The 25,253-nt window shown below is 71.1% G+C and carries 23 protein-coding genes; 7 read left to right on the forward strand and 16 right to left on the reverse strand.

The annotated features are described in order from the left end of the window. The first annotated feature begins 237 nt into the window (after positions 1–237). Entirely contained in the window at positions 238–516 is a 279-nt protein-coding gene (locus tag ACIBEI_RS28825) for a hypothetical protein (RefSeq protein ID WP_398893159.1), read from the forward strand. Between the two features lie 26 nt (positions 517–542). Here ACIBEI_RS28825 and ACIBEI_RS28830 read toward each other — a convergent pair whose 3' ends face one another. The 3 genes from ACIBEI_RS28830 to glnA all read right to left on the reverse strand — a co-directional run bounded on the left by ACIBEI_RS28830 (position 543) and on the right by glnA (position 3,667). After that, the gene (locus ACIBEI_RS28830; RefSeq protein WP_398893160.1) at positions 543–1,121 is read right to left on the reverse strand and encodes a hypothetical protein; all 579 of its coding nucleotides are present in this window, start codon (positions 1,119–1,121) and stop codon (positions 543–545) included. A 2-nt stretch (positions 1,122–1,123) separates the two neighbouring features. Next, entirely contained in the window at positions 1,124–2,059 is a 936-nt protein-coding gene (gene htpX / locus ACIBEI_RS28835; RefSeq protein WP_398893223.1) for a zinc metalloprotease HtpX, read from the reverse strand. A gap of 198 nt (positions 2,060–2,257) precedes the next feature. Then, positions 2,258–3,667 (reverse strand): type I glutamate--ammonia ligase, encoded by a 1,410-nt coding sequence (gene glnA, locus ACIBEI_RS28840; RefSeq protein WP_398893161.1) that lies wholly within the window; start codon positions 3,665–3,667, stop codon positions 2,258–2,260. A gap of 199 nt (positions 3,668–3,866) precedes the next feature. On the opposite strand from glnA, the gene ACIBEI_RS28845 reads away from it, so the two are divergent. After that, positions 3,867–4,334, forward strand: coding sequence for an RDD family protein (locus tag ACIBEI_RS28845; protein WP_398893162.1), 468 nt, complete (start codon positions 3,867–3,869; stop codon positions 4,332–4,334). Between the two features lie 126 nt (positions 4,335–4,460). On the opposite strand, the gene ACIBEI_RS28850 is transcribed toward ACIBEI_RS28845, so the two are convergent. The 4 genes from ACIBEI_RS28850 to lipB form a co-directional block, all read right to left on the reverse strand. Next, positions 4,461–5,162: a DUF4191 domain-containing protein gene (locus ACIBEI_RS28850; RefSeq protein WP_055611121.1), complete on the reverse strand. Its 702-nt coding sequence runs from the start codon at positions 5,160–5,162 to the stop codon at positions 4,461–4,463. 58 nt (positions 5,163–5,220) lie between these two features. Next, positions 5,221–5,421 carry a hypothetical protein gene (locus tag ACIBEI_RS28855; protein ID WP_398893163.1) on the reverse strand — a complete coding sequence of 67 codons (201 nt, stop codon included), beginning with the start codon at positions 5,419–5,421 and terminating at the stop codon, positions 5,221–5,223. Between the two features lie 302 nt (positions 5,422–5,723). Continuing rightward, positions 5,724–6,689 carry a lipoyl synthase gene (gene lipA, locus ACIBEI_RS28860; protein WP_189838290.1) on the reverse strand — a complete coding sequence of 322 codons (966 nt, stop codon included), beginning with the start codon at positions 6,687–6,689 and terminating at the stop codon, positions 5,724–5,726. Positions 6,690–7,032: 343 nt separating this feature from the next. Further along, a complete protein-coding gene (gene lipB, locus ACIBEI_RS28865; RefSeq protein WP_398893164.1) occupies positions 7,033–7,830 on the reverse strand; it encodes a lipoyl(octanoyl) transferase LipB in 798 nt (265 codons plus the stop codon). 259 nt (positions 7,831–8,089) lie between these two features. Between lipB and ACIBEI_RS28870 the strand changes: the two genes are divergently transcribed. Next, positions 8,090–9,529 carry a hypothetical protein gene (locus tag ACIBEI_RS28870; RefSeq protein WP_055616296.1) on the forward strand — a complete coding sequence of 480 codons (1,440 nt, stop codon included), beginning with the start codon at positions 8,090–8,092 and terminating at the stop codon, positions 9,527–9,529. Between the two features lie 408 nt (positions 9,530–9,937). On the opposite strand, the gene ACIBEI_RS28875 is transcribed toward ACIBEI_RS28870, so the two are convergent. Next, positions 9,938–11,308, reverse strand: a complete 1,371-nt coding sequence (locus ACIBEI_RS28875; protein ID WP_398893165.1) for an NAD(P)/FAD-dependent oxidoreductase — start codon at positions 11,306–11,308, stop codon at positions 9,938–9,940. A gap of 246 nt (positions 11,309–11,554) precedes the next feature. Beyond that, positions 11,555–12,451 (reverse strand): TIGR01777 family oxidoreductase, encoded by an 897-nt coding sequence (locus ACIBEI_RS28880; protein ID WP_398893166.1) that lies wholly within the window; start codon positions 12,449–12,451, stop codon positions 11,555–11,557. Positions 12,452–12,545: 94 nt separating this feature from the next. On the opposite strand from ACIBEI_RS28880, the gene ACIBEI_RS28885 reads away from it, so the two are divergent. Beyond that, entirely contained in the window at positions 12,546–13,034 is a 489-nt protein-coding gene (locus ACIBEI_RS28885; RefSeq protein WP_398893167.1) for a GNAT family N-acetyltransferase, read from the forward strand. Here ACIBEI_RS28885 and ACIBEI_RS28890 read toward each other — a convergent pair. Together ACIBEI_RS28890 and ACIBEI_RS28895 are read right to left on the reverse strand one after the other, a co-directional pair. Next, a complete protein-coding gene (locus tag ACIBEI_RS28890) occupies positions 13,015–13,503 on the reverse strand; it encodes a hypothetical protein (protein WP_398893168.1) in 489 nt (162 codons plus the stop codon). The two genes, ACIBEI_RS28885 and ACIBEI_RS28890, sit on opposite strands and share 20 nt — an antisense overlap. A 321-nt stretch (positions 13,504–13,824) precedes the next feature. After that, positions 13,825–15,009 carry a MarP family serine protease gene (locus tag ACIBEI_RS28895; RefSeq protein WP_398893169.1) on the reverse strand — a complete coding sequence of 395 codons (1,185 nt, stop codon included), beginning with the start codon at positions 15,007–15,009 and terminating at the stop codon, positions 13,825–13,827. 444 nt (positions 15,010–15,453) lie between these two features. Between ACIBEI_RS28895 and ACIBEI_RS28900 the strand changes: the two genes are divergently transcribed. Next, the gene (locus ACIBEI_RS28900) at positions 15,454–16,188 is read left to right on the forward strand and encodes a peptidoglycan recognition protein (RefSeq protein WP_398893224.1); all 735 of its coding nucleotides are present in this window, start codon (positions 15,454–15,456) and stop codon (positions 16,186–16,188) included. A gap of 139 nt (positions 16,189–16,327) precedes the next feature. Continuing rightward, positions 16,328–16,591, forward strand: a complete 264-nt coding sequence (locus ACIBEI_RS28905) for a hypothetical protein (protein WP_398893170.1) — start codon at positions 16,328–16,330, stop codon at positions 16,589–16,591. 40 nt (positions 16,592–16,631) lie between these two features. On the opposite strand, the gene ACIBEI_RS28910 is transcribed toward ACIBEI_RS28905, so the two are convergent. Next, positions 16,632–17,150, reverse strand: coding sequence for a DUF4240 domain-containing protein (locus ACIBEI_RS28910; protein WP_189838530.1), 519 nt, complete (start codon positions 17,148–17,150; stop codon positions 16,632–16,634). A 122-nt stretch (positions 17,151–17,272) separates the two neighbouring features. Here ACIBEI_RS28910 and ACIBEI_RS28915 point away from each other — a divergent pair, with 122 nt between their 5' ends. Beyond that, complete coding sequence (locus tag ACIBEI_RS28915; RefSeq protein WP_398893171.1) at positions 17,273–18,244, forward strand: SDR family oxidoreductase; 972 nt, start codon at positions 17,273–17,275, stop codon at positions 18,242–18,244. Between the two features lie 19 nt (positions 18,245–18,263). Here ACIBEI_RS28915 and ACIBEI_RS28920 read toward each other — a convergent pair whose 3' ends face one another. The 4 genes from ACIBEI_RS28920 to sucB form a co-directional block, all read right to left on the reverse strand. Continuing rightward, positions 18,264–19,247, reverse strand: a complete 984-nt coding sequence (locus ACIBEI_RS28920; RefSeq protein WP_398893172.1) for a helix-turn-helix transcriptional regulator — start codon at positions 19,245–19,247, stop codon at positions 18,264–18,266. Positions 19,248–19,407: 160 nt separating this feature from the next. Next, a complete protein-coding gene (gene aceE / locus ACIBEI_RS28925; protein ID WP_398893173.1) occupies positions 19,408–22,113 on the reverse strand; it encodes a pyruvate dehydrogenase (acetyl-transferring), homodimeric type in 2,706 nt (901 codons plus the stop codon). A gap of 293 nt (positions 22,114–22,406) precedes the next feature. Next, the gene (locus tag ACIBEI_RS28930) at positions 22,407–23,045 is read right to left on the reverse strand and encodes a GntR family transcriptional regulator (RefSeq protein WP_398893174.1); all 639 of its coding nucleotides are present in this window, start codon (positions 23,043–23,045) and stop codon (positions 22,407–22,409) included. Between the two features lie 350 nt (positions 23,046–23,395). Then, positions 23,396–25,216, reverse strand: a complete 1,821-nt coding sequence (gene sucB / locus ACIBEI_RS28935) for a 2-oxoglutarate dehydrogenase, E2 component, dihydrolipoamide succinyltransferase (RefSeq protein ID WP_398893175.1) — start codon at positions 25,214–25,216, stop codon at positions 23,396–23,398. Positions 25,217–25,253 lie beyond the last annotated feature (37 nt).

Genomic DNA, 25,253 nt, shown 5'->3' on the forward strand with positions numbered 1-25,253 from the left:
GCAGCGCACCGCGCTGTCCCGCCCCGCCCCTGGATTCTCGCTCCGTGTGTCGATTTTGTTCGAGTTCAGGAGCTCTGTGAGCGTTATCCCGCTGATTCCGGCGTTATTCGTTTCCGTCGGACAGGCATCACCCGGCATCCTGAGGGCTACTCTCAACCCACCGACGGACGGGTGCCAGCCCCCAGCGCCGCGTCGGACATCTCAAGGTCCCACCACCCACGCACAAGGAGACCCATCATGGGTACCTTGATCATTTTGGCGATCCTCGCTCTGGTCGTCCTTGGTTTCAACAACCCGCTCTGGTGGCTTGCCGGGGCAGCCCTGCTGTACCTGAACTTCCGTTACGGCCGTACCGGCCAAGGGTCGACGGGCTCCTCGTCGCCCCGCGGGGCCGGCTCGTCGGTACGCGGCGACAACGACTACCGCGCGTACCGCCAGCGCCGTGACCAGCAGGCCAGGTGGGAGCGCCGCTACCGCCGCGAACGCCCCTGGATGACCCGCCAGAAGCGGAACTAGCGGAACCGGCCCGACGGGAGGAGCGGCTAGCCCAGGCCCGGCGCTCCCCACAGCGGGAACCACCGGCCCAGGTCCTGCTCCACCCGCAGGTCGTTCCCGAGGGCCGCCCTGACCTGCAGCTCCAGCGCGTTGTCGCGCCGCTGACCGTCACCGGGCAGCGGCGCGAACGGGTAGAAGGTCCCGCGCTTGTAGAGATAGACGAGCCCGAGCCGCCGCCCGTCGCCGTGCCGGAACCCGACCACGGAGCACAGCAGTTGAGGGCCGAACCCGCTGCCCTCCAACGTGCTGTTCACCGCGTGCAGATCGCCGACGAGCGCGGGCAGATCGTCCGGCTCCCGCCGCGACACCAGCCAGGTGTACCCGTAGTCGTCCCGGCTCACCTCCACCGGCAGCTCCGAGTCCGCGTCGAGCAGCTCCCGCACTTCCTCCCGTACGTCGTCGAAGGCGGCCCCCTCGACGGACGCGAAGCACACCGAACCGTGCCCGGTCGGCGTGAACCCGGCCGCCGCCTCCAGCGTCACGGCGGCCGACGGCAGCCCGAAGAGCTGGTCGAGATCGGGTGCGACGGGCCTGCTGCGGCCGAGGAGGATGTCGAGGAACCCCATGCTCAGCCCGCCTTCCCTGGCGTCGGCGCCTCACCCAACTCGCCGGAGATACGGCCGAGTTGATCAAGCCGGTCCTCCAGGCTCGGGTGCGTCGACAGCAGCGAGGAGAAGAGCTGCCGGCCGCCCGGCGCGGCACCGAACGCGGGCGTGAAGTAGAAGGCGTTGAAGGCCTGCGCGGTCCGCAGATCACGCGTGGGGATCTTCGCGATGTCCCCGGTCAGCTTGGTCAGCGCGGAGGCCAGCGCCGAGGGACGCCCGGTGAGCATGGCCCCGGCCCGGTCGGCGGCCAGCTCGCGGTACCGGGACAGGGCCCGGATGAGGAGGAAGCTGAGCGCGTAGACGGCCGCGGACACCGCCATCACCGTCATCAGGACGACGACCGTGTTCTGGTCCTTGCGCCCCCGCCCGCCGAACACCTGCGAGTAGAGGGTGAAGCGCACGACCAGCCCGGCGAGCACGCCCAGGAACGAGGCCACGGTGATCACCGCGACATCGCGGTGCGCCACGTGCGACAGCTCATGCGCGAGTACGCCCTCCAGCTCGGCGGGGTCGAGGCGGCGCAGCAGCCCGGTCGTCACGCAGATCGCGGCGTGGTCGGCGTTGCGCCCGGTGGCGAACGCGTTCGGCATCTCCATGTCGGAGACGGCGACCACGGGCTTCGGCATGTCGGCGGTCGCGCAGAGCCGGTCGATCACCCCGTGCAGCTGCGGATACTCCTCGCGCTCGACGACCCGGCCGTGCATCGCGTACAGCGCGATCCGGTCCGAGAACCAGTACTGCGCGCCGAGCAGCGCCGCGGCGATCACCACGACCAGCACCCAGGACTTCAGCAGCACGATCAGCACGGCCACGAAGGCCACGTACAGCAGCCCGAGGAGGAACAGCGTGATGCCCATCCTCGCGGTCAGTCCCCGGTCGGCCTGGAAGCGGCTCTGCATGTCGATCACCTCGGAATCGGGCACTCGTCCCGATTCCAGTGTGCACCCGGGCCTTTCCACGAAATGATCTGGATCGGCCCTCCACCAGGCAAAGAACGACAAAGCCCTGTCACTGCCCGAGGGGCGGTGACAGGGCTTCGTTCGTCAGCTGTTCGTCAGCCGTGACGCGCTACGCGTACGTGTCGGTCACGGAGTCGATCACACGTCGTAGTACAGCTCGAACTCGTGCGGGTGCGGACGCAGCTGCAGCGGAGCGATCTCGTTCGTGCGCTTGTAGTCGATCCACGTCTCGATCAGGTCCGGCGTGAAGACGTCGCCCGCGAGCAGGAACTCGTGGTCGGCCTCGAGGCGGTCCAGGACGGCCGGGAGGGAGGTCGGGACCTGGGCGACGCCCGCGTGCTCCTCGGGGGCCAGCTCGTAGAGGTCCTTGTCGATCGGCTCGGCTGGCTCGACCTTGTTCTTGATGCCGTCGAGGCCCGCGAGGAGCAGCGCCGAGAAGGCGAGGTACGGGTTGCCGGAGGAGTCGGGCGCGCGGAACTCGACGCGCTTGGCCTTCGGGTTCGAGCCCGTGATCGGGATACGCATGGCCGCGGAGCGGTTGCGCTGCGAGTAGACCAGGTTGATCGGGGCCTCGAAGCCCGGGACCAGGCGGTGGTAGGAGTTCACCGTCGGGTTGGTGAAGGCCAGCAGCGACGGGGCGTGCTTGAGGATGCCGCCGATGTAGTAACGGGCGGTGTCCGACAGGCCCGCGTAACCGGCCTCGTCGTAGAACAGCGGGTCGCCGTTCGTCCACAGCGACTGGTGGACGTGCATGCCCGAGCCGTTGTCACCGAAGATCGGCTTCGGCATGAAGGTCGCGGTCTTGCCGTTGCGCCAGGCGACGTTCTTCACGATGTACTTGAAGAGCTGGAGGTCGTCGGCCGCGGCGAGCAGCGTGTTGAACTTGTAGTTGATCTCGGCCTGGCCGGCGGTGCCGACCTCGTGGTGCTGGCGCTCGACCTGGAGGCCGGACTTGGCCAGCTCCAGGGAGATCTCGGCACGAAGGTCGGCGAAGTGGTCGACCGGCGGCGTCGGGAAGTAACCGCCCTTGTAGCGGACCTTGTAGCCGCGGTTGTCCTCCAGCGCACCGGTGTTCCAGGCGCCCGCCTCGGAGTCGATGTGGTAGAAGGCCTCGTTCGACTTGGTCTCGAAGCGCACGTTGTCGAAGACGTAGAACTCGGCCTCGGGGCCGAAGTACGCGGTGTCGGCGATGCCGGTCGACGCGAGGTACGCCTCCGCCTTCTTCGCCACGTTGCGCGGGTCACGGGAGTACTGCTCGCCCGTGATCGGGTCGTGGATGAAGAAGTTGATGTTGACCGTCTTGTCGCGGCGGAAGGGGTCGACGCGCGCGGTGGACAGGTCGGCGCGGAGCGCCATGTCGGACTCGTGGATGGCCTGGAAGCCGCGGATGGAGGAGCCGTCGAAGGCCAGTTCCTCGGTCGGGTCGAAGGCCTCTGCCGGCAGCGTGAAGTGCTGCATCACACCCGGCAGGTCGCAGAAGCGGACGTCGACGAACTTGACGTCTTCGTCCTTGATGAACTTCTTGGCCTCGTCGGCGTTCTGGAACATCCAGCTCCTCCTACTCCCGACCATGTCCGACCGGGGTGGTAGTTCGTTCGTGCGGCCAGTGCGGTGGCACACGCTGATCCCGACCTTAGGGACGGGTGATTTCTCAAGCGTGACCCATTTGTTTCGCCCAAGTTAACCGGACCGGGCCGCGAACACCCCACCTGTACGCATGCCAAAACGGGCGCAGTACCGTGGACGGGTGGACAACAGGCAAGCAATCGGATCGTGGCTCTCCGGACCCCGCGCGGCCGCGGAGGAAGCCGGTGCCGACTTCGGATACCGCGGCGAGCAGCTGGGTCTGCCCGAGTCGGGCCCCGGCTCGATCGCCCGGCCCGGGCGCCGCCTGGCCGCCCTCGCCGTCGACTGGGGCCTGTGCCTCTTGATCGCATACGGCCTGATCACCGACGGCTACGGCCAGGCGACGGGCAACTGGGCGCTGGCCGTCTTCTTCGTGGTGAGCGTCCTGACCGTCGGCACGCTCGGCTTCACCCCGGGCAAGCGCCTGTTCGGCCTCCGTGTCCTCGCCCTGGACACCGGCACGGTCAATCCGTTCCGCGCCCTCCTGCGCACGGCCCTCCTGTGTGTCGCCCTCCCGGCCCTGATCTGGGACCGCGACGGCAGGGGCCTGCACGACCGCCTGGCCCGCACGGTCGAGGTCAGGATCTGACGGACCCCGGCCGGTGGACCCGACGGATCCCGGCCCGTACGACGATGGGGGCGCCCGGAGTGATCCGGGCGCCCCCATCGTCGTACGGGGAGTGCGTCTTCGTCGTCTTCGTCGTACGGGAGTGTGTCAGCGCATTTTCGGGCCGCCGCGCGGCATCCGCATTCCCTTGGGCATCGGGCCCTTGGGGAGGGGCATATTGGACATAAGGTCACCGAGGGCGCGCAGTCGGTCGTTGGTCGCGGTGACCTGGGGGCCGGACAGGACGCGGGGCAGCTTCAGCATCGTCGTGCGGAGCTTCTTGAGCTCGACCTGGCCCTCGCCCGTGCCGACGAGGATGTCGTGCACCGGCACATCCGCGACGATGCGGGCCATCTTCTTCTTCTCGGCGGCCAGCAGGCTCTTCACCCGGTTCGGGTTGCCCTCGGCGACCAGGACGATGCCGGCCTTGCCGACGGCCCGGTGGACCACGTCCTGGCTGCGGTTCATCGCCACGGCCGGGGTGGTCGTCCAGCCGCGCCCGACGTTGTCGAGCACCGCGGCGGCCGCACCCGGCTGGCCCTCCATCTGCCCGAACGCCGCACGCTCGGCCCGGCGTCCGAAGACGATCGCCGACGCGAGGAAGGCGAGCAGGAGGCCGAGAATGCCGAGATAGATCGGGTGACCGATCAAGAAGCCGATCGCGAGAAAGACACCGAGGGTGCCGATTCCGACAGCCGCGAGTACAAGACCGATCATCTTGTCGGCCTTGCGGGTCATCTTGTAAGTCAGGGCGATCTGCTTGAGCCGCCCGGGGTTCGCAGCGTCCGCTGCGGATTCCTTCCTCGCCATGCCGTGAAGTCTACGTGGCGCGGGAAGCGCCGACGACGGCGGTGCCGGGTCCGGTGGCTCAGGAGCGGCCGCTGAGGCTCTTCTCCAGGACGAGCTGCGCCTCGACGCGGTCCTTGGCGCGGCGGCGGTCCTCCAGGACGGAGGTCCAGGCGTTGCGGCGGGCGGTGCGCTGGCCGCTGCTCAGGAGCAGTGACTCGACGGCACGGAGTGCATCGCCGAACGACGGAATCGCTGTGGCGCGTACGGGCGCGGTCTGCATGGTGGAGGTCCCCCCTCGGGATGGCGGCTCTGGCTAGGGCTCTACGTGGCGTAAGACCAGGGTCACTGAATGGTGTTACCAGGGCGTGACCGACCGGTCAAACGCCAATGAAGCCTTGATGCGCGGGCCGAAAACACTGACGCGGCCCTGATGGGGCCCCCATCTGCGGGGACGTTCAGGACCGCGTCGTATTGGCCACTACCGGTGGGTAGTTGCTTGTGCTCGGATTCACACACCGAGGGTGGCACTGCGTGCCATCCGGCAGGTCGCGCAACGTGTCGCGCGACCCCTCCCGCCTCGTCTCAGACGGCCTGCGAGGCGACGTACGAGCCGCGCTTCTCGATCGCCATCTGGTACAGGCGGCCCGCGCGGTACGAGGAGCGGACCAGCGGGCCCGACATGACCCCGGAGAAGCCGATCTGGTCGGCCTCCTCCTTCAGCTCGACGAACTCGTGCGGCTTGACCCAGCGCTCCACGGGGTGGTGGCGCACGGAGGGCCGCAGGTACTGCGTGATGGTGACGAGCTCGCAGCCGGCCTCGTGGAGCTGGCGCAGGGCCTCGCTGACCTCTTCGCGGGTCTCGCCCATGCCGAGGATCAGGTTCGACTTCGTGACCAGACCGTAGTCACGGGCGTCCGTGATGACCTTCAGCGAGCGCTCGTAGCGGAAGCCCGGGCGGATGCGCTTGAAGATGCGGGGGACCGTCTCGACGTTGTGCGCGAAGACCTCCGGCCGGGAGGAGAAGACCTCGGCCAGCTGCTCGGGGACCGCGTTGAAGTCGGGGGCGAGGAGCTCGACCTTGGTCCGGCCCTCGGCGCGGTCCGCGGTCTGCTGGTGGATCTGGCGGACCGTCTCCGCGTACAGCCAGGCGCCGCCGTCCTCCAGGTCGTCGCGGGCGACGCCCGTGATGGTCGCGTAGTTGAGGTCCATGGTGACCACGGACTCGCCCACGCGGCGGGGCTCGTCGCGGTCCAGGGCCTCGGGCTTGCCCGTGTCGATCTGGCAGAAGTCGCAGCGCCTCGTGCACTGGTCGCCGCCGATGAGGAACGTGGCCTCGCGGTCCTCCCAGCACTCGTAGATGTTGGGACAGCCTGCTTCCTGGCAGACGGTGTGCAGGCCCTCGCTCTTCACGAGGTTCTGCATCTTCGTGTACTCGGGGCCCATTTTCGCCCGGGTCTTGATCCACTCGGGCTTGCGCTCGATGGGGGTCTGGGCGTTCCTGACCTCCAGGCGCAGCATCTTGCGTCCGTCGGGTGCGACTGCGGACACATCGGCTCCCTGTAGCTTCGATTCTTCGGCGTACACCAGGGTACGCCCGTTCGCTTCTCGGCCCCCGGGGTGGGCAACCTTCGGGAACGCGGGTGCATTCCCGGGGGTTGTTCTCGCCCCCGCCGCCCCTACCCATTCCCGTCCCCTGGGGCTCCGCCCCAGACCCCGTGGGGGTTTGTTTGTTGGGTGCGGGCCGGTGGGGGCTGATCGCGCAGTTCCCCGCGCCCCTAAAGACCAAAGACCTTAGGGGCGCGGGGAACTGCGCAGTCTTTTGGGGGTTCGGGGGCGAAGCCCCTGAGTAGTGACGGGAATGGGTAGGGGCGGCGGGGGCGAAAAAAGGCCCCTACACCACCGCCCGCTCCACCTCCCGCGGCCTCAACTCCGCGTTCCCGAGAACATCCCGCAGATGCCGCTCGGCCACCGGCAGGACCTCCGCGATGGTGAGGTCGCGGCCCAACTCGTGGGCCAGCGACGTGACGCCCGCGTCACGGATGCCGCACGGGATGATCTTGTCGAAGCTGGACGTGTCGGGGTTCACGTTCAGCGCGAAACCGTGCATCGTGACGCCCTTGGCGACCCGGATCCCCATGGCGCAGATCTTGCGGTCCTCGCGCCGCTGCCCCGCGTTGGACGGCGCGTACTCGGGCCCGTTGAGCCGAGGATCGAACTCCTCGTCCGCGAGCCGGGGGTCGAAGTCGAGGGAGAGCCCGCCGAGAGAGGGCCGCTCGGCCACCGGGTCGCCGAGGACCCAGACACCGGCCCGCCCCTCCACCCGGCTCGTCTCGACACCGAACTCCGCGCACACCCGGATCATCGCGTCCTCGAGGCGGCGGAGGTGGGCGACGACGTCAACAGGGCGGGGAAGTTTCTGGATCGGGTAGCCGACCAGCTGTCCCGGCCCGTGCCAGGTGATCTTGCCGCCGCGGTCCACGTCGACGACAGGCGTGCCGTCGAGGGGCCGCTCACTGTTCGCCGTACGCCGGCCTGCCGTGTAGACCGGCGGGTGTTCCAGGAGCAGACAGGTGTCGGGGATCTCGTCCTGGAAGCGGGCCGTGTGCACACGGCGCTGCTCGTCCCAGGCCTCCTGGTACTCGACGGCGTCCGCACCGAACCCCATGCGGACGAACCGCAACTCACTCACGGCAAGCGCCTCCCTGCAAGAGTCGTAAGGCTCATAACAGCCTCACGCCACTGTACGTCCGGTCGAACCTCGTCAGCCCTGGGGGCAATCCTCACACGATCGGATGAATGCGCGTCGAAGTGTGTGATCAGGTGCTTACGGACCGCTACATTCGCGCCGTTCACGAGGCTTTCAAGGGCTGCTCAAGGCATGGCGGCCGACCTCGCCCGGGCCTGTTCCCGCAGGCCCCCAGCCCGGAAGGCAGGAGTTCGCACCGCAGATGACGGAACGACCCGCGCAGCGCACCCCCAACCGTCAGCTCGCCGCACTAATCGCAGAAGCGGGGTTCTCCAACGCGGGGCTAGCCCGCCGAGTGGACCAGCTCGGCCTCGAACACGGGCTCGATCTCAGATACGACAAGACATCCGTGACCCGCTGGCTGCGCGGCCAGCAGCCAAGAGGCACCACACCCGCGCTGATCGCCGAGGTGTTCACCCGCCGCCTCGGCCGCCGTCTCACCGCCCAGGACCTCGGACTCGACGCGTGCGCCCCGGTGTACGCCGGGCTCGAATTCGCGGCCACCCCCGAGGAGGCCGTCGACATCGTCGGCGGTCTGTGGCGCAAGGACTCCGGCAGCCACGCGGAGCTCCGCAAGATCGCGTTCACCCCGGCGGGGCTCGTCGTGCCCAGCCGGGACTGGCTGATCGGCCGGGCCGACGACCGGGTGGGCCGCGGCGACCCCGGTGCCGTACGGATCCCCGTACAGGGTCGCCCCGCCGTGCCCAGGCAGCGCGCGCAGACCGAACGCGGCCCCGGGCAGCGGGTGACCGCGGGAGACATCGCGGCGCTGCGCTCGGTCGGCGAACTGTTCCGCACGCTCGACAACGCGTACGGCGGAGGGCACGCCCGGCAGGCCCTCGTGCGGTACCTGGAGCACGAGCTGGAGCCGATGCTGCGCGGCACCTACGGGGAGCAGACCGGGCGCCGTCTGTTCGCCGCCGCGTCCGATCTGACCCGGCTGGCGGGCTGGACCTCGTACGACATCGCCGCGCACGGACTGGCCCAGCGGTACTTCGTGCAGGCGCTGCGGCTTTCGCAGGCGGCGGGGGACCGGGCGTACGGCTCGTACGTGCTCGTGACGATGAGTCGACAAGCCGTCTATCTGGGGCACGGCCGGGAGGCGGTGCAGCTGGCCCGGGTCGCCCAGCAGGGCGTGGGCTCGTCGGCCCCGCCCGTCGTCCAGGCGCTGCTGTACGCGGTCGAGGCGCGGGGACACGGTGTGCTCGGCGAGGTGCGGGCGGCCACGGCCTCGCTGGTACGGGCCGAGCGGGCCCTGGAGACCGCGCGGCCCGGCGACGAAGTGCCCTACTGGGCGCGGTTCTTCGACGAGGCGCAGCTCGCGGACGAGTTCGGGCACTGCCACCGTGATCTCCAGCAGTACCGGGCGGCCGCGCAGCATGCCGAGCGGTCCCTGCAGTTGCGGGCCCCCGGGTATGCGCGCAGCCGGCTCTTCTGCCGGGTCGTCCTGGCCTCGGCGCGGCTCGGGCTCGGCGAGCTGGACCAGGCCTGCCAGTTGGGTGCGGAGGCCGCGACGCAGGCTTCGGAGATGCGGTCGGTGCGGGCGGTGGAGTATGTGCGGGACTTCGAGCGGCGGCTCGAGCCGTACAAGGACGCGGCGCCGGTCAGGGGGTATCGCGACAAGGTCGCTGCGCTTGGCTGACGGTTGCTCCGCGGGTTCGCTCCGCGGGTTTGCTCCGCCGGTTCGCTCCGCGGGCAGGGCGGTGAGGGTGGTGTCGAGGCTGCGGGCCGGTGGGGGCCGGTCGCGCAGTTCCCCGCGCCCCTTACGGGGCACGGTGGAGCCGCGTGTCGACACGGTCCCGAGTCTCTGACGGGGCGTTGCGGAACGGCATATCGATCAGCCCCGAGCCTCTGACGGGGCACGGTGGAGCCGCATGTCGACTCAGTCCCGCGCCTCTGACGGGGCGTTGCGGGACCGCATGTCGATCAGCCCCGCGCCTCTGACGGGGCGTTGCGGAACCGCGTGTTGATCAGCCCCGCGGGCGGGGTGCGTGGATGGGGAGGAGGTCCTGCCCCGCGGCGGGAGCTCCTCCCCCTGGCTCTCGGTCGCCTACGCGGCGGTCGAGGCCGTTAATGGGGTTGCCGTGGGTGCCGTGTCGACGCCCAGGTCTGTCAGGAGGGCTGTGGCTGCTCGGTGGCCCGAGTGGAGGGCGCCCTGGACCGTGCTGGTGTCGCGGTGGTCGCCGCAGACGTACAGGCCGGCGAGGAGGCGGACCGGGCGGCGGAGGTCGTGCGGGGGCGGCATCGCGGGGACCGCGTCCGGGGTGTGATGGACCGCAAGGAGTTCCCAGCGGTGCGTGGCGGTGCCGTAGAGGGCGGCCAGATGGGCGCGTACGGCCCGGTCCGTGTCCGCTGGCGGTGCGCCGAGGATCGTGGACGAGATCAGGGCGCGGCCCACGGGGGCGCGGGTCGGGTCGACCTGGCTGATCACCGCGGTGTGGGCCACCGGGCCCCGGCGGTCCGCGTCCAGGAGCAGCGCGGGCTCCGCCAGGGGTGCCTCGTCGGCCGTGTGGTGCACCACGGTGACCTGGTGGAACGGCGGCACCCGCAGGCCCGGCAGCAGCTGGGCGGCGGCGTGGGCGTCGGTCGCCACCAGGATGGCCCGGCAACGGAGTTCGCCGTGGTCCGCCGTCGTCACGGAGGTCGTGGACACGGAGGTGACCCGTACCCCGGTGCGGACCGTCCCCGGCGGGAGGGCTGCTGCCAGCAGTTCCGGCAGTGTGTCGGCGCCGCCCTCCGGGACGCACAGCCGGCCGGACGCGAAGGCGCGCAGCGCGAGGTCCGCGCACCGGCTGGACGTCGTCAGATCCGGGTCGCAGAGCAGTGCGGCCAGCAGCGGGCGCAGAAAACCCTCGACCGTACGGGCCGGCATGCCGCGGGCCGCGAGCGCGCGCCCTGCCGGCCGCTCGGGCCGGGCCAGCAGCCGTTCCACGGGGACGGTCGCGATCCGTCCGAGGGCCGAGGCGAGCCGGGCCTGGTCGAGGGCGCCGCCGAGCGGCGGGAACGCCCGCGACACGGGCGGCACGACGGCCGTCGGTATCTGCCTGACCCTGCGAGGGGGGCTCACCAGGGCGCGCGCCGCGTCGAGTGCGCCCCGTGCGCCCCCGGCGCCCGCGGGCTCGCCGGCCCGGTGGACGCGGCCGTCGGCGTGGACGAGCACGCCGGGGGCGAACGGCCGCAGGGCGAGCCTGTCCAGGCCCGGGGGCAGCCGCAGCTCGGGATACGAGGTGGAGAGGAGCTGGCCGATGCGGTCGAGACGGAAGCCGTCGACCTTCTCGGTCGTCATACGGCCGCCCACGTAAGGGGCGGCCTCCAGGACTACGGTCGTTACACCTGCGCTGTTCAGTCGATGGGCGGCCGCGAGTCCGGCGACTCCGGCTCCCACGATGACGACGTCCGCCTGATACGCGGGCTCAAGCACGTGCCCCTCCCCGAGGTCGCGTGGCTGCTGGGGACGTGATGCCCCCAACGGGCTCCAGGAATACCCGAGTTCGGCACGAGGGTAGGGCTGCCGACGGCCAGGGGAACTCGCGCATGGACAGGGCACGGTCGCACACGGGTCGCATGGGGGGCGCCCTTTCAAGGGGGTCGCCCCTTCAGGGGCGCGGGGAACTGCGCGACCAGCCCCCACCGGCCCGCAGCCACATGACCGCAGCCGGGCGGAGCGCTACCGAACCGCCCTGATCGCCTCCTCGATCCCAGGAAACGCAAAAGTGAACCCCGACTCCAAAAGTCGGCCCGGAAGCACCCGTTGGCTCCCCAGGACCTCCTGCGCCATCTCCCCGAGCACCAGCCTCAGCACGGGCGCGGGCACCGCGAAGACCGCGGGCCGGTGCAGCGCCCGCCCCATCGCGGCGGTGATCTCCCGGTTGGTGAGCGGCTCAGGAGCCGTCAGGTTGAACGGGCCGGACAGCGACTCGGAGTCGATCAGAAACCGCAGCGCGGCCACGTGGTCGTGCAGCGCGATGTAGCTCCAGTACTGCCGTCCGTTGCCCATCCGCCCGCCGAGACCCGCCTTGAAGAGCGGGAAGAGCCGCCCCCAGGCACCGCCCTTCGCGGCCACCACCAGGCCGGTGCGCGCGAAGACGGTCCGTACGCCGACCTCCTCCGCGGGAGCCGCTGCCTCCTCCCATTCCACGCACAGCGAGGGCAGGAACCCGATCCCGGGAGGCGCGCTCTCGTCCACGGCCCGCTCGCCGGTGTCTCCGTAGATGCCCATCGCGCTGCCGTTCAGGAAGACCTGCGGCGGCCGGTCGAGCGAGGCGACGGCCTCCGCCAGCGTTGCCGTGCCGAGCAGCCGGCTGTCCCGGATCTTCCGCTTGTACTCGTCCGTCCAGCGGTGGTCGCCGATGCCGGCGCCCGCGAGGTTCACCACCGCGTCGCAGCCGACGAGTCCCGCCGCGTCGACGTACTGCCGTTCGGGGTCCCACTCGACCTCGTCCTTCGCGCGGGGCGCACGGCGAACCAGCCGCACCACCTCGTGCCCGTCGGCGGTCAGCGAGCGCACCAGGGCGCTGCCGATGAGGCCGGACGCACCGGCCACGGCGATTCGGGAAGTCTCCATGGCCCCCATCCTCCGCCAACCACCCTGGGAGCAGTACGCCGAGGGTGTCCGGCATACCGGACGGCGTCGCGGGCGCCGGTCGTAAAGTGACGTCATGCCCGAGCCGTCCATACGCACCGCCCGGCCCGACGACGAAGAGGCGCTGGGCCGTCTCGACCGCGCGATCTGGTCGTATCAGCACGCCGTCAGACCCCAGGAACAGCCGCCGTACGATCCGTTCTTCAACGAGCGCTTCGGCCCCCGCGACCACCTGGTGGCGGAGCTGGACGGGCGCGTCGTCGGCTATGTACGGATCGGTTTCCCCACCCCGCTCCTCTCGAACGCGCACGTACGGCAGATCCAGGGCCTCGCCGTCGCCGAAGAGGCGCGCGGTCACGGCGTGGGCCGGTCCCTGATCCGCGCGGTCGTCGCCGAGGCCCGCCGCCAGGGCGCCCTGCGGATCACCCTGCGCGTCCTCGGCCACAACACCCCGGCCCGCAAGCTGTACGAGTCGGAGGGCTTCGTGATCGAGGGGATCCAGCCGGGGGAGTTCTACCTCGACGGGGAGTACGTGGACGACGTACTCATGGGGCGGAGTCTCTGACCTTCGAAGGCTCCGCCAACAGCCGCATCCCGCCCGTCAGTTCCCGCAGACAGCGCACCGCCGGCTCCGCGGGTGAGCCCGGGCCCTCGACGTCCGCGTCGGACTCGGCCCAGGTCTCCAGGGTGACCCGGATCGCGTCCGTGGCGGCGAGGCGGATCTCCAGCGGGTCGGCGTCGTCGCCGGCCAGCCGCGCCACCAGGGGGATGAGCTTGTCCTCGGACTCCTGGTTCACCCGGTACCAGACCGCGCGCAGCGCCGGGTCCTGGCCGGACGCCCGCAGCAGGCCCCTGGTCCAGCGCAGGCCCTCCGCCTTGGCCTCGTGGGGGACGGTCAGCGACGCGGTGACGGCCGTTTCCAGTACCCGGCGGGCTGCTGATCTTGTCGAGCAGCGGCCCGTCCCGCGTGTCCTGCTTGTTGCGGAATTGGCGTCCTCGTCCACGTGGGTGTGGGCGATCACGGTCCGTACCACGATGTGGCACCACCTTGGGTTCCTGCTTCGCAGGCCCCTGCCGCTCCCCGAGGGGGTGTGGTCTTACACGGGCCTCCACAGGCGTCACTTCCCGCCCACCCGGCGGTAGGTCTGACAACTCGGTTGCCGGACAAGCTGAATGTACGGTGCCATCGAGCTCTTCGGGGTGCCGCAGGGCGCTTTGCGCCGCACGTTCACCGGGAAGGGGAGTGCTCTGACCAGGTGTTCGGTAACCCCGAAGGTGAGAGGCCCACCATGACCCTCTGCGCGGACGGCGGAACCCACTTCTGAGGCTCGGGAGTTGCCAGTGCGGTTCCGGGCTCAGGAGGTGACGAGGTCGCCCGTGTCCACCGCTGCCTTGGCCTTCGCCGCGCGCTGCGCGTCGGCCGCGACCTCGTCGGCGGTCAGTACGTAACCCGTCTCGGCGTCGCTCGTGGAGCGGGCGAAGACGACGCCGTAGACCTTGCCGGTGGTGGTCAGCAGGGGGCCGCCGGAGTTGCCGGGGCGGACCGTGGAGCGGATCGAGTAGATCTCGCGGGTGACCGGGTCGGAGCCGTAGATGTTCTGGCCCTTGGCGTTGATCTTGTTGGCGACGGTGGCCGCCTGGAGGTCGAGGCCGCCGTCCTGCGGGTAGCCCGCGACCACGGCCGCGTCGCCCCGGGTCGCGCTGTCGTCGAAGGGCAGCACCGGCGCCTTCAGGCCCGGGACGTCGAGTACGGCCACGTCCTTCTCCGGGTCGAAGAGGACGACCCTCGCCTCGTACGCCTTGCCCGTGCCGCCCACGCGGACGGTCGGCTCGTCGATGCCCGCCACCACGTGCGCGTTGGTCATCACGTGCTCCGGCGCGTACACGAAACCGCTGCCCTCGCGGCCCTGGGTGCCGACCGCGCCCTCGACCTTCACGGTGGAGCGCTGGGCGGCCCGGGTGGCGGCCGCGGTGACGCTGTCGCCCGAGGGCTTGGCGACGCTGGCCGTCGGCTCGTTCTCGAAGGGGTTGAAGACCTGTGGGAAGCCCGCCTCCGTGAGCGCCGAGGTGGCCCGGGAGAACCAGGCCGGGGTGGCGTCCGGCATCGAGTCCTGCACCGCGCCGAGCAGCGCGGAGTTACGGATCGACGAGGTGACCACGGGCGAGGCGGACGCGCCGAGGACGCTCGCGGCGACCCACGCCACCAGCATCACGGCGACCGCGTTGGCCGCCGCGCCGCCCACGCCGTCGACCGCGCGCAAGGGGCCCCGGTCCAGTTCGCGCCGGAGCTTCACACCCAGCCGGCCCGCCAGCTCGTGGCCCGCGGCGGCGGGCAGCAGCACCGTGAGCACCGCCGTGACCGTCGCCGCCGTGGTCCCCGGTTCCACCAGGTCCATCATCCAGGGCAGCACCCAAACGCCGATCACGGCACCGCCCACGAAGCCGGCGAGGGACACACAGCCCGCGACGAGCCCGCGCCGGTAGCCGGACGCCGCATAACCGAGGATCACCAGCAACAGCAGGATGTCGAGCAGGTCCACGGAGCTCCCTTTCTCTTGGGTCTCCTAGTACGTGCCGGGAGGGCCCAGTGATCAGGTACGCGCACGTGGAAACCGGCCATCCGGCACGCGTGCGTGGACCTGTAGAAACGTCTCGGACCGGGACGTTGGTTCCACCGGGTGGCACAGCACACATCGCGGACGGCCCGACTGTCCCGGAGAGTGGATCCCATGTGCGCCCATCGAGCCCATCCGCCACACCGCGCCCGTGGCGCGCCGGGGGTGGTTCGCGCACGGTGGCGAAGGGTGCTCCGGCGGAGCGGGCCCGAGGCCGACGGCGACACCGGGCCGCGTCCGTCCACCGACACCGGGCCGCGTTCGTCCACCGACACCGGGCCGCGTCCGTCCACCGATACGAGGCCGCGTCCGTCGGCCGATTCCGGGCCCCGTCCGTCGGCCCCGGTCCGCATACCCCGGCCCGCGCGCATCGCCCTCGCCTGTGTCCCCGGGCTGGTCGCCGTCACCGGTCTCGTGCTGTGTGCCGTGGGGGTCGACCGCACGCCGGGTGAGGCCCGGCCTCCCGTCGCGGCGCGGGCCGCCGTGGGACACCAGGCCACCCGGCCGCCCATCGTGCCGAGGGAACGCTGGCTGGCCGACGCCGCCTACACCCGGCCGCCGACCCGGTACGCCGGCCGCGTGACCGCCGTGTTCGTGCACCACACCGACTCGCCGAACGACTACGACTGCGCCGACGCTCCCAAGATCATCCGCTACCTGTACGCGGGACAGGCCGGAGTCCGGCACTGGGACGACATCGGCTACAACTTCCTCGTGGACCGCTGCGGCACGATCTACGAGGGCCGGGCGGGCGGCATCGACCGTGCCGTCGTCGGCGCGCACACGCAGGGCTTCAACGTGGGCACGGCGGGCATCGCCGCGATAGGGACCTTCACCGCGGGCGTGCCGGTCCCCAAGGCCATGACCGACGCCATAGCGGCCGTCGCCGCCTGGAAACTCGGACTCGTGGGCATCGACCCGCGAGCTCCGGTGCGGCTCGTCTCCACCAACAGCCTGAGCAAGTACCCGGCCGGCACCCGCGGGACCTTCACCGCCGTCTCCGGCCACACCGACGGCTACTGGACCGCCTGCCCGGGCGCCGCCCTGATGGCCCGCCTGCCCGAGATCAGGGAACACGCGGCCCACCTCCAGGGCAGGCGCTAGGGGCCTGCGACCTTCCGTCGGGCTCCCGCCCACCCCGCCGCTCCCCGCCACGCCTCACAGGTACGCCACAGCCGGCTCACGGATCACCCCGAGCCACGCCTTCTAGCGTCTAGGCACGCACTGACCGGAGGTGGGGATCATGAGCAGTCGCAAGGGGCAGCAGACCCGGGGGACTTCGCTGTGGGGACGGGCCGCGCGCAGCCCGTGGACGGTGGCCTGTGTGGTGGCCGCCGTGGTGGTGGGGCCGTCCGCCGCCACTGCGTCCGCACTGGACCGGGCCAACGCGGCGCCGCCGCTCAGCGCACGCAAGGACGGCTCGCCCACGGCAGCCGCCTGGCCCGCCGCCGTGGTCGCCCCCGCGCACCAGATCCGTACGGCGGGCCCGCGCGGCTCCTCCTGGTGAGCCGAGTTCTCCCGGGGGAGTCCGCCGCCGGAACCGTCCGTCAGTCCGCGAACCGGTCCCACAGCTGCGGGAAACGCTCCGCCAGCTGCGCCTGGTTCTCCAGGTCGAGGGCGGTGCCCAGGGGCTCGGGCGGCGCGGCCGGAATACCGAGGTCCGGGGCGACCGTGCCGGTGAGCTGCTCGTACGCCTCGTCCGCCGCGTAGCCCAGCTCCTCACCGTCCCCGTCGACCTCGTCGTCGAAGTCCGTGAGCAGCTCGGCGAGCTTGTCGGGATCGTGCACGGCGGCCTCGTACACCTCCCGCCCCTGGCCGATCAGCCAGCAGCGGAAGAAGTCGAAGGCGTCGTCGCTGGCTCCGTCGAGCAGGATCCAGGCCGCGCCCCACAGGTCCCACATGTACGCGCGGTTGTAGCGGGCCTCGAAGTGACGGGCGAAGTCCAGGACCATCTCGGGGTCCAACTGGACGAGCCGTTCCACGAGCAGGTCGGCCTGCTCCTCGGGGTCGCCCTCCGCGGCCTCGCGGGTCGCGTCCACCAGCTCCCAGAACTCCGTCTCGTCCATCACGGGACAAGCATCGGGCCTCGACCCGGCCCGCGCACCCGGGGACAGGCAGATCGTTATGCGCGCACATGCCCACGGAAAGTCCGACAGCAGATGTCGCCATTCGGCGCGATGCTCGGACCATGGAGACGACAGCACAGACCACAGCGCACCGGTCCGCCCCACAACTCAAGGGAAAGGTCGCCCTGGTCGGGGGCGCCACACGCGGCGCCGGACGGGCGATGGCGGTGGAACTGGGCCGCGCCGGAGCCACCGTGTACGTGACGGGGCGCACGACCCGCGAGCACGTCAGCGAGGTCGGCCGGACCACCGAGACCATCGAGGGGACGGCCGAACTGGTCGACGCGGCCGCGGGCGTCACCGGCCGGGGCATCGCCGTCCCGACGGACCACCTGGAGCCCGACCAGGTACGCGCCCTCGTCGACCGCATCGACCGCGAACAGGGCCGCCTCGACATCCTCGTCAACGACATGTGGGGCGGCGACGTCCTCCTCGACTGGTCGGCGGAGAAGCAGCCCGACATGTGGGACATGGACCTCGACAAGGGGCTGCGGATCATGCGCCTCGGCATCGAGTCGCACATCGTCACCAGCCACGCGGCGCTGCCGCTCCTCGTCCGCAACCCCGGCGGGCTGCTCGTCGAGGTCACCGACGGCACGGAGGAGTACAACCGCCGCTACCGCAAACCCTTCTTCTACGACCTCGCCAAGACCACCCCCATCCGCATGGCCCACGACCTCGGCGAGGAGCTCAAGGAACACGGTTGCACTGCTGTCTGCCTCACCCCGGGCTGGCTGCGCTCCGAGACGATGCTCGACACCGCCTTCAAGGTCACCGAGGAGAACTGGCGGGACGCCTGCGCGCACGTCCCGCACTTCGCGATCTCCGAGACGCCCACCTACGTCGGACGGGCCCTGGTCGCACTCGCCGCCGACCCCGACGCGGCCCGCTGGAACGGACAGTCGCTCTCCAGCGGCGGCCTCGCCCAGGAGTACGGCTTCACGGACGTCGACGGCTCGGCACCCGACGCGTGGCGCTACATGATCGAGGTGGAGTCACAGGGCAAGCCGGCCGATGTGACGGGCTACCGGTAGCCCGCGCGGCGCCTAGTCCTCACTCCCCGCCGGCGTCGTAGTACGCCGCCGTCCTGGCCGCCGCCTCGGCGAAGCGCTCGCGGAGTCCGGACGGCTCCAGGACCTCCGCCTCGGGGCCGAGGGAGAGGAGCTGGGTGTACGCCACGTCGTGCGACTCGACCGGCAGCGTGACCGTCACCCGGCCCGCGTCGTCGGGTGGGTCGGCCACGGTCAGGGCCTCCTGCGCGGAGAGCGGATCGACGGTGTGCTTCAGCCGTCGCGCGCCCGCCTCGGTGAGCCGCACGACGACCGTCGCCCGCAGGAGCGAACGCGCGAACTGGGCCGACCGCTCCGCCCAGAAGCCCGGCAGGTCGAACCCCTCGTCGCGGCTGAAGCGCTCGTCGCCCGACTCGACCGACGTGAACCGGTCGATGCGGTAGACACGGAAGGACCCGGGATCGGGGACGCGGGCGCAGACGTACCAGACGCCCGCCTTGAGGATGAGCCCGTACGGCTCCAACTCGCGCTCCACGTCGGTCTCCTGGCGCCGGTAGCGCGCGGTGATCCGACGGTCGTCCCACACCGCCTCCGCGACCTCGGGCAGCAGCTCAGGCGTCTTGGGCTCGGCGAACCAGGCGGGGGCGTCCAGGTGGAAACGCTGGGACGCGGTGCGGGAGGCGTCCTTGAGGGAGGGGAGCAGAGCCGCCGACACCTTGAGGCGGGCGGCGGAAGCGGCGTCCTCCAGGCCCATCTCCCGGAGCGCGCCGGGCACGCCCGAGAGGAACAGGGCCTCGGCCTCGCTCCTGGCGAGCCCGGTCAGCCGGGTCCGGTACCCGCCGATCAGCCGGTACCCGCCAGCCCGGCCGCGGTCCGCGTACACCGGGACGCCGGCCTCCGACAGGGCCTGCGCGTCCCGGGTGATCGTCCGCTCCGACACCTCCAGCTCCCGAGCGAGCTCGGCGGCCGTCATGGAGGGCCTGGCCTGAAGAAGCAGCACCATCTTGATGAGGCGGGCAGCACGCATGTGTTCATTTTGCCGGGTGGACGAGTGCGGGCCCGGTGGGGGCCGATCGCGCAGTTCCCCGCGCCCCTGAAAGGCGGGGCTGCGCCCCATGCCTTTCATCTTTAGGGGCGCGGGGAACTGCGCGACCAGCCCCCACCGGCCCGCAGCCGGCGTACTACAACTACAACCCGTACCGCTCCCGCGCTTCCTTCACGGCAGAAGCCGGCACCTCACCCCGCCGCGCAAGCTGCGCCAACGCCGCCACGACGATCGACTGCGCGTCGACACCGAAGTGCCGGCGAGCGGCCTCACGGGTGTCGGACAGGCCGAACCCGTCCGCGCCGAGCGAGGAGTAGTCCTGCTCGACCCACTGCGCGATCTGGTCGGGCACCTGCCGCATGTAGTCGGAGACCGCGAGGACGGGCCCCTCGGCACCCTGCAGCGCCTGACGGACGTACGGCACCCGGTCCTCGCCGCGCAGCAGCGCCGCGTCGGCCTCAAGGGCGTCGCGCCGCAGCTCGGTCCAGGACGTGGCGGACCAGACGTCCGCGGCCACGCCCCACTCCTCGGCGAGCAGCCTCTGCGCCTCCAGGACCCAGTGGATCGCCGTGCCGGAGCCCAGCAGCTGGATGCGCGAGGCGTTGGCGGCGTTGACCTGGACTCCGGCCGACTCCGCCGTGTTGAAGCGGTAGAGGCCCTTGACGATGCCCTCGTCGATACCGAGCCCCGACGGCTTCGCGGGCTGCGGGATCGGCTCGTTGTAGACGGTGAGGTAGTAGAAGACGTTCTGGTCCTCGCCGGGCGCGGCCTCGCCGTACATCCGGCGCAGACCGTCCTTGACGATCGTCGCGACCTCGTACGCGAACGCCGGGTCGTACGACAGGGCGGCCGGGTTGGTGGCCGCGATGACCGGCGAGTGGCCGTCCGCGTGCTGCAGGCCCTCGCCCGTCAGCGTCGTACGGCCGGCCGTGGCGCCGATGAGGAAGCCGCGGCCGAGCTGGTCGCCGAGCTGCCACATCTGGTCGGCCGTGCGCTGCCAGCCGAACATCGAGTAGAAGATGTAGAACGGGATCATCGTCTCGCCGTGCGTGGAGTACGCGGTGGACGCGGCGATGAAGTCGGCCATCGAACCGGCCTCGGTGATCCCCTCGTTGAGGATCTGGCCGTCCTTGGCCTCCTTGTAGTACATCAGCTGGTCGCGGTCGACCGGCTCGTACGTCTGGCCCTTCGGCGAGTAGATGCCGAGGGACGGGAAGAGGCTCTCCATACCGAAGGTGCGTGCCTCGTCGGGGACGATCGGCACCCAGCGCTTACCGGACGTCTTGTCGCGGACCAGGTCCTTGACCAGGCGTACGAAGGCCATGGTCGTCGCCACGTTCTGCGAGCCGGAGCCCTTGTCGAAGGCCGCGAACGCCTTGTCGGCGGGGGCGGGCAGCGGGGCGACGGCGTGCGTACGGCGGGCAGGGGCCGGGCCGCCGAGGGCCGCGCGGCGCTCCTGGAGGTAACGGACCTCGGGGGAGTCGGCGCCGGGGTGGCCGTAGGGCACGACCCCGTCGACGAAGTCGCTGTCCTTGATGGGCAGTTCGAGCAGGTCACGCATCTGCTTGAACTCGTCCGTCGACAGCTTCTTCATCTGGTGGTTGGCGTTCTTCGACGCGAAGCCCTCGCCGAGCGTGAAGCCCTTGACCGTCTGCGCGAGGATCACGGTGGGCGCGCCCTTGTGCTCGACGGCCGCCTTGTAGGCCGCGTACACCTTGCGCGCCTCGTGACCACCGCGCGAGAGGTGGAAGCACTCCAGGATCTTGTCGTCGCTCAGCAGCTTCGCCAGCTCGACGAGTGCCGGGTCGGAGCCGAAGAAGTCCTGGCGGATGTAGGCGGCGTCACGGGTCTGGTACGTCTGCACCTGCGCGTCCGGGACCTCACGGAGGCGGCGGACCAGGGCGCCGGTGGTGTCGAGCCGGAACAGCTCGTCCCAGGCGTTGCCCCACAGCGACTTGATGACGTTCCAGCCGGCGCCGCGGAACTGCGCCTCCAGCTCCTGCACGATCTTGAAGTTCGCGCGGACCGGGCCGTCGAGGCGCTGGAGGTTGCAGTTGATGACGAAGGTCAGGTTGTCCAGACCCTCGCGGGAGGCGAGTGCGAGTGCCGCCGTCGACTCCGGTTCGTCCATCTCGCCGTCACCGAGGAACGCCCACACGTGGGACGCCGAGACGTCCTTGATGCCGCGGTTGGTCAGATAGCGGTTGAAGCGCGCCTGGTAGATCGCCGACAGCGGGCCGAGGCCCATCGACACCGTCGGGAACTCCCAGAGCCACGGCAGGCGCCGCGGGTGCGGGTACGACGGGAGGCCGTTGCCGCCCGCCTCCTGGCGGAAGTTGTCGAGGTGCGTCTCGTTCAGCCGGCCGTCGAGGAAGGCGCGGGCGTAGATGCCGGGGGAGGCGTGGCCCTGGATGTAGAGCTGGTCGCCGGACCCGTCGGCCTCCTTGCCCTTGAAGAAGTGGTTGAAGCCCGTCTCGTAGAGCCAGGCCGCGGAGGCGAAGGTGGCGATGTGGCCGCCCACGCCGTGTTTCGCGCCCCGGGTCACCATCGCGGCCGCGTTCCAGCGGTTCCACGCGGTGATCCGGCGCTCCATCGCCTCGTCGCCGTCCACTGCGGGTTCGGCGGCGGTCGGGATGGTGTTGACGTAGTCGGTCTCGAGCAGCTTGGGCAGCGCGAGGCCGTTGCCCTCGGCACGCTCCAGCGTCCGCCGCATCAGGTACGAGGCACGGTGCGGCCCGGCCGCCTTCGTGACGGCGTCCAGGGAGGCCTGCCATTCGGCGGTCTCCTCCGGGTCACGGTCCGGGAGCTGGTCGAGCTCGCTCGGCTGGATTGCGGTGGGGTCGGTCATTGCGCCGCCTTCCGGATGCGGAGGGGGGTTCCCTCGTCGGCAAGGGGTTTTCGGGGGTGCCCTTGGTCTTTGGCAGGACAGGGCGGCAGGCTCTGGTGGGAGCCCGACGACGACTGTAACTCCCTGATCGATGATCGATCAAAGGGTTGAAGGGCAAAACCTCTTGATCACGAGAAAGTAGGCACGGGGTGCCTTGGCGCCAGGCACCGGGTGCCTTGTTTTCGCAGGTGAGGGTGCGTATGAGCGGGGTGTCGCTCTGCTGCTCGGAGTCGCCGGGGCTTGCCTGTCCAAGGTCAGGAGGGCTCGCTGCCCGTCCTCGGCGCGCAGCCCAGTACATGCGCCTTCACCAGCTCCGCGATCAGTGGATCCCGGCGGCGGAACGCCTCCACCAGGGCCTCGTGCTCCTCCGCGTACGACTGCTGGACCGTGCCCAGCCAGCGGATCGACAGGGCCGTGAACACCTCGATGCCGAGGCCCTCCCAGGTGTGCAGCAGCACGGAGTTGCCCGCGGCGCGCACCAGCTCGCGGTGGAAGGCCACCGTGTGGCGGACCTGGCCGGTGCCGTCGGCCTTGCGGTCGGCCTCGTACAGGGCGGTGACGTGCGGTTCCAGCGACGTGCAGTCGGCGGCGAGCCGCTCGGCGGCCAGCTCGGCCGCGATGGCCTCCAGCCCGGCCCGCACGGGGTAGCTCTCCTCCAGGTCCGCCGCGGTGAGATTGCGTACGCGTACGCCCTTGTTGGGGGCCGACTCGATCAGGCGCAGCGACTCCAGCTCGCGCAGGGCCTCCCGCACGGGGGTCTGGCTGACCTCCAGCTCGGTGGCGATCCGGCGCTCCACGATCCGCTCGCCCGGCTTCCAGCGACCGCTCACGATCCCCTCCACGATGTGCTCGCGGATCTGTTCGCGGAGCGAGTGGACGATGGGCGCGGTCATTGAGGCTCCTTCGGCGGGGGCCGCTCGGGCCCCGAGGCGTTGACTTCTAGACAATAAAGCCGTGAGTCCCTTCGGGAAGGGTGTGCGGGGGTGCTTTGGTGCAGGTGAGATGAGACTTACACGAGGTGCTCCGCCGGGGGTGGGTGGTAGGGCGGGTGCGGGTTCGTTGTGGCTGGTCGCGCAGTTCCCCGCGCCCCTAAAAGATGAAAGCCAGGGGCGCAGCCCCGCTTTCAGGGGCGCGGGGAACTGCGCGACCAGCCCCCACCGGCCCGCAGAGTGATCCCAACGCAAAGGGCCCCCGCCCGGAAACCCGGGCGGGGGCACCTCGTCGTGCGATGCGGCGGCGGAGCCTACAGGCCGAGCTCGACCTCGAACTCGCCCGCCTCCAGGATCGCCTTGACCGCCGTCAGATAGCGGGCGGCATCCGCGCCGTCCACCAGGCGGTGGTCGTAGGAGAGCGTCAGGTAGGTCATGTCGCGGACGCCGATGACCGTACCCTCCTCCGTCTCGATGACGGCCGGACGCTTGACCGTGGCGCCGATGCCGAGGATCGCGACCTGGTTCGGCGGCACGATGATCGTGTCGAAGAGCGCGCCGCGCGAGCCGGTGTTCGAGATCGTGAAGGTCGCGCCGGACAGCTCGTCCGGAGTGATCTTGTTGGCCCGGACCTTGCCCGCCAGGTCGGCGGTGGCCTTCGCGATGCCGGCGATGTTGAGGTCGCCCGCGTGCTTGATGACCGGGGTCATCAGGCCCTTCTCGGAGTCCACCGCGATACCGACGTTCTCGGTGTCGAAGTAGGTGATCGTGCCCTCTTCGACGTTGATCCGGGCGTTGACGGCCGGGTGGGCCTTCAGCGCCTGGGCCGCCGCCTTCACGTAGAACGGCATCGGGGAGAGCTTGACGCCCTCGCGCGCGGCGAAGGAGTCCTTGGCCTGCGCGCGCAGCCTCATCAGCCGCGTGACGTCGACCTCGACGACCGAGGACAGCTGGGCCTGCTCGTGCAGGGCCTTGACCATGTTGTCGCCGATGACCTTGCGGATGCGGGGCATCTTCACGGTCTGGCCGCGGAGGGGAGAGGCCTCCAGGGTCGGCGCCTTCTTGGCGGCCGGGGCAGCGGCGGCGGCCGGAGCCGGAGCGGCCGCGGCGGCCTTCGCGGCCTCGGCGGCGGCGAGGACGTCCTGCTTGCGGATACGGCCGCCGACGCCGGTGCCCTTGACGGTGGCCAGGTCGACGCCGTTCTCGGCGGCGAGCTTGCGCACCAGCGGGGTCACGTACGCGCCGTCGTCACCGGAGGTCGCGGCCGGAGCCGGGGCCGGGGTGACGGGAGCGGGAGCCGGCACCGGCGCGGCCGGAGCCGGGTCGGGGGCCGGGGTCGTCTGCTGCTGCGGGGCGGGAGCCGAAGGCGCCTGCGGAGCCGGAGCGGCCGGAGCAGCGGGGGCCGGAGCCGGCGCGGGAGGCGCAGGAGCGGCCGGGGCCGGGGCAGCGGCGGCGGGCGCCGGAGCCGGGGCGGCCGGGGCCGGAGCGGCGGCCGGGGCCGCGCCCGGGGCGCCGATGACGGCGAGCTTCGCGCCGACCTCGGCGGTCTCGTCCTCGCCGACCACGATCTCCAGCAGCACGCCGGCGGCGGGCGACGGGATCTCGGTGTCGACCTTGTCCGTGGAGACCTCGAGCAGCGGCTCGTCCTCCGCGACCTCCTCGCCGACCTCCTTGAGCCACCGGGTGACGGTGCCCTCGGTGACCGACTCGCCGAGCGCGGGCAGGACGACGTCCGTGCCCTCGGCGGAGCCGCCGCCGGAGGCGGCCTCGGCGGTCGGGGCCGGCGCCGGAGCGGCGGCCTCGGTGGACGGGGTGGCCTGCGGAGCCGGCTCGGGAGCGGCGGCCGGGGCCGGGGCCTCGGCGGCAGCGGGGGCCGGGGCGGCGGCAGGCGCGCCGGAGCCGTCGTCGATGACGGCCAGCTCGGCGCCGACCTCGACCGTCTCGTCCTCGGCGACCTTGATGGAGGCGAGCACACCGGCGGCAGGGGAGGGGATCTCGGTGTCGACCTTGTCGGTGGACACCTCGAGCAGCGGCTCGTCGGCCTCGACGCGCTCGCCCTCGGCCTTCAGCCAGCGGGTGACAGTGCCCTCGGTGACGCTCTCGCCGAGCGCCGGAAGGGTTACGGAAACCGCCATGGTTTCGGTTGCTCCTTACGAATTGCGGAAGTCTGTG

This window comes from Streptomyces sp. NPDC050988 (assembly GCF_044456225.1).
Lineage (GTDB): Bacteria > Actinomycetota > Actinomycetes > Streptomycetales > Streptomycetaceae > Streptomyces.